Origin of the sequence: Streptomyces sp. (assembly GCF_031178505.1) — a bacterium.
Classification (GTDB): Bacteria; Actinomycetota; Actinomycetes; order Streptomycetales; family Streptomycetaceae; genus Streptomyces; species Streptomyces gulbargensis.
The window spans coordinates 1-7,851 of sequence record NZ_JAPSIW010000291.1 but is presented as its reverse complement, the minus strand read 5'-3'; the positions used below and the strand labels follow the sequence as shown (position 1 = coordinate 7,851).

The 7,851-nt window shown below is 75.6% G+C and carries 7 protein-coding genes; 2 read left to right on the top strand and 5 right to left on the bottom strand.

The genetic code is table 11. The annotated features are described in order from the left end of the window. On the top strand, positions 1-611 hold a 611-nt coding region (locus RIF68_RS19565), incomplete at its 5' end, for a TetR/AcrR family transcriptional regulator (RefSeq protein WP_309052573.1). A 50-nt stretch (positions 612-661) separates the two neighbouring features. Here RIF68_RS19565 and RIF68_RS19560 read toward each other — a convergent pair. Then, positions 662-1,636 carry an ROK family protein gene (locus RIF68_RS19560; RefSeq protein WP_309052572.1) on the bottom strand — a complete coding sequence of 325 codons (975 nt, stop codon included), beginning with the start codon at positions 1,634-1,636 and terminating at the stop codon, positions 662-664. A gap of 158 nt (positions 1,637-1,794) precedes the next feature. On the opposite strand from RIF68_RS19560, the gene RIF68_RS19555 reads away from it, so the two are divergent. After that, entirely contained in the window at positions 1,795-2,826 is a 1,032-nt protein-coding gene (locus RIF68_RS19555; protein ID WP_309052571.1) for a LacI family DNA-binding transcriptional regulator, read from the top strand. Positions 2,827-2,855: 29 nt separating this feature from the next. Here RIF68_RS19555 and RIF68_RS19550 read toward each other — a convergent pair whose 3' ends face one another. The 4 genes from RIF68_RS19550 to RIF68_RS19535 form a co-directional block, all read right to left on the bottom strand. Further along, positions 2,856-4,835, bottom strand: a complete 1,980-nt coding sequence (locus tag RIF68_RS19550; RefSeq protein WP_309052570.1) for a protein kinase — start codon at positions 4,833-4,835, stop codon at positions 2,856-2,858. 200 nt (positions 4,836-5,035) lie between these two features. Further along, entirely contained in the window at positions 5,036-6,325 is a 1,290-nt protein-coding gene (locus RIF68_RS19545) for a DUF6986 family protein (RefSeq protein WP_309052569.1), read from the bottom strand. Between the two features lie 156 nt (positions 6,326-6,481). After that, positions 6,482-7,444: an electron transfer flavoprotein subunit alpha/FixB family protein gene (locus RIF68_RS19540; RefSeq protein ID WP_309052568.1), complete on the bottom strand. Its 963-nt coding sequence runs from the start codon at positions 7,442-7,444 to the stop codon at positions 6,482-6,484. Between the two features lie 51 nt (positions 7,445-7,495). Continuing rightward, positions 7,496-7,851, bottom strand: a 356-nt coding sequence (locus tag RIF68_RS19535; RefSeq protein ID WP_375165718.1) for an electron transfer flavoprotein subunit beta/FixA family protein, incomplete at its 5' end; no start/stop codon positions are given.

Genomic DNA, 7,851 nt, shown 5'->3' with positions numbered 1-7,851 from the left:
ACACGACCTCGGACCGCCGCCCGGGCGGTCGCACCGCCCGCGTCCGCGCCCAGGTTCTCGACGCGGTGCGCGCCGAACTCGCCGAAGGCGGTCACGAAGGACTCACGATCGAGGGTGTCGCGACGCGGGCCGGAGTGCACCGCGCCACGGTCTACCGGCGGTGGCGCGATGTCGGCGGCCTGCTCGTCGACGTCATCGACGCCGCCGGCGAAATCGATTGGCAGCCGCCGGACACCGGCTCTCTGCGCGCCGATCTGACGGCCCTCAATCAGGAGATCCAGGAATCCCTGGTCGTACAGCCGTCGCTCGCCGTCGCCCTGATGGCCGCCTCGTTCCACTCCGAACAGGCCGCGCGGGCCCAGACGCGGTTGTGGACGGAGCGGTACGCCCAGTGCGAGATCCTCGTCGAGCGCGCCATCGAGCGGGGTGAACTCCCCGCACGGCACACGGACGCGCGGAGCCTGCTGATCGCCGCCACGGCGCCGCTCTACCACCAACTGGTGCTCCTGCGTGCCGATCCCGACCCGGAACTCCCGGAACGGGCCGCGGAGGCGGCGGTCCTGGCGGCTGCCGCGGGTGCCTTCTCCGTCCGCCGGAAGGAGAGCGAGTGATCGAGGAGACAGGGAGCGGACGGAAACCGGACCCTTCGTCAGTTCGCGCCTCAGGCGCGCGGTGCGCGGGCCGCCGCCGCCGCGCCCAGGAGCCCGGCATCCGTGCCGGTCCGGGCCGGAACGGCCGTCAGGCCACGGACGAAGGAGAGCGTGGCGTACGTGGCGAGGTGGCGGCGCAGGGGGCCGAAGAGGATCTCACCCGCGCCCGCCACGCCGCCGCCGATGACCGCGATGTCGACCTCCACGAGGGTCGCCGTGGCGGCGATGCCGGCCGCGAGGGCGCGGGCGGCGCGGTCGAAGGAGTCGAGGGCGACGGGGTCTCCGGCCCGGGCGGCGGTGGCCACGGCCGCGGCGGAGGTGTCGCCGTCCGGGCCGGGGCGCCAGCCGTTCTCCAGGGCGCGGCGGGCGATGTGCGGCCCGCTGGCGAGGCGTTCGACGCAGCCGCGGCCGCCGCAGGCGCAGGGCTCGCCGTCCAGGTCGACGCTGATGTGGCCGAGGTGGCCGGCGTTGCCGGTGGGGCCGGGGTGCACGCGGCCACCGAGGACGAGGCCGCCCCCGACGCCCGTGGAGACCACCAGGCAGAGGGCGTTGTCGTGTCCGCGGGCCGCACCGAGCCAGTGTTCGGCGGCGGTCATGGCCACACCGTCGCCGACGAGGGTGACGGGGCGTCCGCCGGTGGCCCGGTGGACCCGCTCGACCAGGGGGAAGTCGCGCCAGCCCGGCACGTTCACGGGGCTGACGGTGCCCCGGAAGGCGTCCACGGGACCCGCGCTGCCGATGCCGACCGCGCCGGCTCCCGACCAGAGCGGCGACTCGGCCAGACCGGCGAGGACCTCCTCGACCGTCTTCATCACCGTCTCGCCGTCCTCCCGCGCGGGCGTCGGTCGCTGGACCCGGGCCCTGATCCGCCCGGTGTCGTCGACCAGCGCGCCGGCGATCTTGGTGCCGCCGATGTCGAGCGCGGCGACGAGACCGGTGGCGGGGCCGCCGGCGAGGCGGGTGTCCGCGGCGGAGTCGGTGTGCATGGGCGGGCGGTCTCCAGTCGGCAACGGGAACGGGGGCGGAAAGGTGCTCCGTACAGTCTGTCCCGGCCTGACAACGTTGTCCAGGCCCTATGCTCGACCTGGCGGCCCCCGCGGGGACCGCCCCGCCCGCCACCGACCGACCGGAGGAACCGCGCATCGTGGCCGACACCGCCCGCCGCCCCGACCGCCGCTACGGAAACCGGCCCACGATGAAGGACGTCGCCGCACGGGCCGGTGTCGGCCTGAAGACGGTCTCCCGGGTCGTCAACGGCGAACCGGGCGTCACCCCCGACACCGAGCGGCGGGTGCGGGAGGCCATCGAGGCGCTCGGTTTCCGCCGCAACGACAGCGCGCGCGTGCTGCGCAAGGGGCGGACCGCCACCGTGGGGCTGGTCCTGGAGGATCTCGCCGACCCGTTCTACGGGCCGCTCAGCCGCGCGGTGGAGGAGGTGGCCCGCGCACACGGCGCCCTGCTGATCAACGGCTCCAGCGCCGAGGACCCGGAGCGCGAGCAGGAGTTGGCGCTGGCGCTCTGCGCCCGGCGGGTCGACGGCCTCATCGTCATCCCGGCGGGCGGCGACCACCGCTATCTGGAGCCGGAGATCCGCGCCGGTGTCGCCACCGTCTTCGTGGACCGCCCGGCCGGCCTGATCGAGGCCGACGCCGTCCTCTCGGACAGCTTCGGCGGCGCGCGCGACGGCGTCGCCCACCTCGTCGCGCGGGGCCACCGCCGGATCGGCTTCGTCGGCGACCGCCCCCGCATCCACACCGCCGCCGAGCGGCTGCGCGGCTACCGGGCGGCGATGGAGGACGCGGGCCTGACCGTCGACGACGCGTGGGTGTCGCTCGGTCCGACGGACCCGGAGCGGGTCCGCGGCGCGGTCGAGGAGATGCTGGCGGCGCCCGAGCCGGTCACGGCCCTCTTCGCGGGCAACAACCGGGTCACCGTGACGGCGGTCCGCACCCTCGCGGCGCGGCCCCGGCCGGTCGCCCTGGTCGGCTTCGACGACATCGAACTCGCCGACCTGCTCGGCATCACCGTCATCGCCCAGGACGCGGCCGCCCTCGGCCGCACGGCGGCGGAGTGCCTCTTCCGCCGCCTCGACGGCGCCGACGAACCCCCGGCCCGCACGGTCCTCGGTACGACCCTCATCCCCCGGGGCTCGGGCGAGATCCCGCCGCCGGCCTGACCGGCGGCCCGGCGCCGGGGCCCGCCCGCTCAGCAGACGGGCAGGCCCGGCACGGGGGCGTCGTTGTCGCCGCCCTGGATGTAGACGACGCTGAAGTACACGTCCGTGTTGCCGCTGTCGTCGTCGGTCTTCGCCCACCAGACGTTGGTCCACTGGCCGGAGGTCTCGCGGCGGCCGAGGTCGGCCTGGCAGGAGAAGTAGTTGACACCCGCGTTGAGGATGCCGCGGGGGGTGCCGTCCTGGCTGTACGTCTTCTCCGTGCGCCACACGGTGCAGTCGTAGCGGCCGTCGGCGCGCGGGTGGCAGGCGGGCGCCTGGGGCGTGGGTGAACCGCCGCCCGTGGTGGAGGTCCCGCCGGAGGCGCCGCCGGTCGAACCGCCGGTCGCCCCGCCTGTCGTACCGCCGCTGGCCCCGCCGGTGCCGTCCCCGGACGTGCCCGCGCCCCCGGTGGCGCCGTCCGTGCCGCCGGATCCGCCGGAATCCGTGCCGCCGTCCGTGCCCGCGCCGGCCGTGGCGCCCTTGCCGGGGACGGGCGGGCGCGAGGGCGCGGAGGTCGAGGGCGAGGGCGTCGGGGCGGAGGCGCCGGGCGACCCGGTGCCGGTCGTCGACGGGGTCGCGGTGGGGGCCGTGGCGCTCGCCCCGGGCGTGAGGGAGCCGGCGTCCAGGGCGCGGCCCGGGTCCTCGCCGGGAGCGGCCGGGACCTGGCCGCCGGCGACGTGGCCGGCCGGGGCCGCGGTCTCGCGTTCGACCAGGGCGTACGTCACGCCGCCGCCCGCGAGCAGGACGGCGGCGACGGCCGCCGCGATCAGAGGCGTCGAGCGCTTCCCGGCGGCACGGGGCGCGGGACGCGCGGGGGCCGTCTCGGGCCCGGTGGGTCCGGGGCCGGTGACCGGGGGAACCACCGGGCCGGCGGGGCCGAAGCCACCGCCGCCCGGCCCGGCGACGGGTGCGGGGCCGAAGCCGCCGGTCCCCGGCGACGGGACGGGCGCGGGACCGAAGCCCCCGCCGTCCGGGCCGCCGAGGGGTGCGGGGCCGAAGCCGGCGGGCCCGCCGAGGGGCGTACCGGCACCGTACGGCGGGGCCGGCGAAGCCTCCGCGCCCTGCCCGTGCGGCGTGTTCGGCGCCGTGGGGGCGTCCTGCCCGTGCGGGTCCGCGCCGGCGGTCTCCCGCCCCTCGGCGACCGCCGTCAGGAGGCGGGCCGCCGTCCGGGCGTCGGGGCGGCGGTCCGGGTCCTTCTCCATGAGGAGGCGCAGCACGGGTGCGAGGGGGCCCGCCCGGTGCGATGCGGGCAGCGGCTCGACCACGATGGCGTTCAGGGTGGACCAGGTCGACGTGCGGCGGAACGGGGAGGCCCCCTCGACCGCCGCGTACAGCGTGGCGCCGACGGCCCACACGTCGGAGGCGGGGCCGGGCTGACGGCCCTGGGCGCGCTCCGGTGCCAGGTAGTCCAGGGAGCCGACGATCTCGCCGCTGCGGGTGAGGTGGGTGGCGGAGCCGTCGCCGGGGTCCTCCATGGTGGCGATGCCGAAGTCGGTGAGGACGACCCGGCCGCCCCGGTCGAGGAGGACGTTGCCGGGCTTCACGTCGCGGTGGAGTACCCCGGCGTCGTGGGCGGCGGCCAGCGCCTCCAGGACGGCGGCGCCGATGCCGGCGGCCTCCCGGGGGTCGAGGGCCCCGCGCTCGCCGAGGACGCCGTCGAGGGAGGGGCCGTCGACCAGCTCCATGACGATGACGGGACGGCCCTCGTGCTCGGTCACGTCGTGGACGGCGACGACCCCGGGGTGCCGGACGCGCGCCGCGGCCCGTGCCTCGCGCTGCATCCGCAGGCGCAGGTCCGCGAGTTCAGGCCCCGAGGAGTCGTTGTAGGCGCGCAGTTCCTTGACGGCCACCTCGCGGCCGAGGACCTCGTCCACGGCGCGCCAGACGACACCCATTCCGCCGCGGCCCAGCTGCGCCACGATCCGGTAGCGGCCGGCCAGCCGCTCGTACTCCCCCGAAGCCGAAGACACCGATGCCCCGTTCCCTGTCGTCCACGATCAACGCGTCACAGAGTACGGGGCACTGGTGGCGGCTCCGGCGTCGGCCGCCCGGCCGTTATGCCGCCGTTGCCGAGGCGGCGGCCCACCCGGCGGCCGGGGCCGCCGTCAGGACGGGGCGCCCCGGCGGGAGGCGCGGTCGCGCGCCGGAAGGCCGCGCCCGCCCGCCCGGTCTACTGCGCCGTTGCCGTCAGGTCGCCGCGGCGCGGGGCGGCGAAGCGCGCGAGGTCGGCGCGGGTCATGCCGGTGAGGGCGTCGACCTCGGCGGTGTCGAGGGCGCCGCAGTCGATGCCGCGCAGCAGGTAGGAGGAGAGGGCCTTGGCGGTGGCCGGCTCGTCCATGACGTCGCCGCCCGCGTGGTTGGCGTAGGCGGAGAGGCGCTTGGCCGCGGTCTCGAACCCCTCGCGGTAGAAGGCGAACACGGCGGCGTACCGGGTGGGGATGTGGCCCGGGTGCATGTCCCAGCCCTGGTAGTAGGCCCGGGCGAGGGCGCGGCGGGTGAGGCCGTAGTGCAGGCGCCAGGCCTCGTGGACGTGGGCGGTGGAGCCGACGGGCAGCACGTTGGTGGAGCCGTCGGAGACCCGTACGCCGGTGCCCGCGGCGGCCACCTGCATGATCGCCTTGGCGTGGTCGGCGGCGGGGTGGTCGCTGGCCTGGTAGGCGGCGGAGACGCCGAGACAGGCGCTGTAGTCGAAGGTGCCGTAGTGGAGGCCGGTGGCGCGGCCCTCGGCGGCGCCGATCATGCGGGCGACGGCGGCGGTGCCGTCGGCGGCGAGGATGGCCTGGCTGGTCTCGATCTGGATCTCGAAGCCGAGACGGCCGGCGTCGAGGCCATGGGTCCGCTCGAAGGCCTCGAGGAGGCGGACGAAGGCGGAGACCTGCTCGGGGTAGGTGACCTTGGGGAGGGTGAGGACGAGGCCGTCGGGGAGGCCGCCGTTCTCCAGGAGGCCGGTGAGGAAGACGTCGGTGGTGCGGATGCCGCGGTCGCGGACGGCGGCTTCCATGCACTTCATGCGGATGCCCATGTACGGGGCCGCGGTCCCGCCGGCGTACGCCTCCGCGACGAGGCGGGCGGCGCGGGCGGCGTCCTGGTCCTCGTCCTGGCCGCCGTAGCCGTCCTCGAAGTCGACGCGGAGGTCCTCGATCGGTTCGCGCTCCAGCTTGGCGCGGACGCGGCCGTACACGTCCTCGGCGAGGTCGTCGGAGAGGCCGAGGACCTCGGCGAAGGAGGCGGCGTCGGGGGCGTGCTCGTCGAGGGCGGTCAGCGCCTGGTCACCCCAGGAACGGATGGTTCCGGCGTCGAAGAGGTTGCCGGGGACGTAGACGGTGTGGACGGGCTGGCGGGTGCCGGGGTCGCCCGGGTAGCGGCGGTCGAGTTCGGCGTCCACCGCGGCGAGGGAGGCGCTGATGTCCTCGCTGACCGCGCCCGCGAGGCTCGTCGACACCTTCTCCTGCTGACCCATCCCACATCCTCCTGTTTTCCGCTGCACGGAATCAACAATCCGTATAGCGAAGTTAGTAGTCCGCCGGGACTCGCGTCAATGGTTGTCCGAAACGGCCGGGGGCCGCACGGCGACAGATCACCGTGCGGCCCCCGGGACCACTCGAACCGCAGGTCATCAGCCCTTGCGGGACTTGATCTCCTCGGTCAGCTGCGGGACGACCTCGAAGAGGTCGCCCACGACGCCGTAGTCGACGAGGTCGAAGATCGGCGCCTCGGCGTCCTTGTTGATCGCGACGATCGTCTTCGACGTCTGCATGCCGGCGCGGTGCTGGATCGCGCCGGAGATGCCGGAGGCGATGTACAGCTGCGGCGACACGCTCTTGCCGGTCTGGCCGACCTGGCTGGAGTGCGGGTACCAGCCGGCGTCGACGGCGGCGCGGGAGGCGCCGACGGCCGCGCCGAGCGAGTCGGCGAGCGCCTCGATGACCGCGAAGTTCTCGGCACCGTTGACGCCACGGCCACCGGAGACGACGATCGCGGCCTCGGTCAGCTCCGGGCGGCCGGTGGACTCGCGCGGGGTGCGGGCGGTCACCTTCGTGCCGGTCGCGAGCGCGCCGAAGGACACCGACAGGGCCTCCACCGCGCCGGCGGCCGGGGCGGCCTCGACGGGAGCCGAGTTCGGCTTGACCGTGATGACCGGAGTGCCCTTGGAGACACGGGACTTGGTGGTGTAGGAGGCGGCGAACGCGGACTGCGTCGCGACCGGGCCCTCGTCACCGGCCTCGAGGTCCACGGCGTCGGTGATCAGGCCGGAGCCGATGCGGACGGCGAGGCGGGCGGCGATCTCCTTGGCCTCCGCGGAGGAGGGCACCAGGACGGCGGCCGGCGAGACGGCCTCGTACGCGGCCTGCAGCGCGTCGACCTTCGGGACGACGAGGTACTCGGCGAACTCGGGCGCGTCGGCGGTGAGGACCTTCACGGCGCCGTGCTCGGCGAGCGCGGCGGCGGTGTCGGCGGCGCCGTTGCCCAGCGCGACGGCGACGGGCTCGCCGAGGCGGCGGGCCAGCGTCAGCAGCTCCAGGGTGGGCTTGCGGACGGCTCCGTCGACGTGGTCGACGTAGACGAGAATCTCAGCCATGGGACTTCTCCTGCGAACGAAAGGGGGCGGTCTGGGGGGCTCGCGCGAGCCTCAGATGAACTTCTGGCTCGCGAGGAACTCGGCCAGCTGCTTGCCGCCGTCGCCCTCGTCCTTGACGATCGTGCCCGCGGTGCGCGCCGGACGCTCGGCGGCCGAGTCGACCGCGGTCCAGGCGCCGGCCAGACCGACCTCGTCGGCCTCGATGTCGAGGTCGGAGAGGTCCAGGGACTCCACCGGCTTCTTCTTGGCGGCCATGATGCCCTTGAAGGACGGGTAGCGGGCCTCGCCCGACTGGTCCGTCACGGAGACCACGGCCGGGAGCGCGGCCTCGAGCTGCTCGGAGGCGGCGTCGCCGTCGCGGCGGCCGGTGACCTTGCCGTCCTCGACCTTGACCTCGGAGAGCAGGG

Coding starts and splice junctions, on each gene's coding strand:
- RIF68_RS19560 (WP_309052572.1), bottom strand. CDS start 1,636: ATGCACACCGACTCCGCCGCGGACACCCGCCTCGCCGGCGGCCCCGCC.
- RIF68_RS19545 (WP_309052569.1), bottom strand. CDS start 6,325: ATGGGTCAGCAGGAGAAGGTGTCGACGAGCCTCGCGGGCGCGGTCAGC.
- RIF68_RS19540 (WP_309052568.1), bottom strand. CDS start 7,444: ATGGCTGAGATTCTCGTCTACGTCGACCACGTCGACGGAGCCGTCCGC.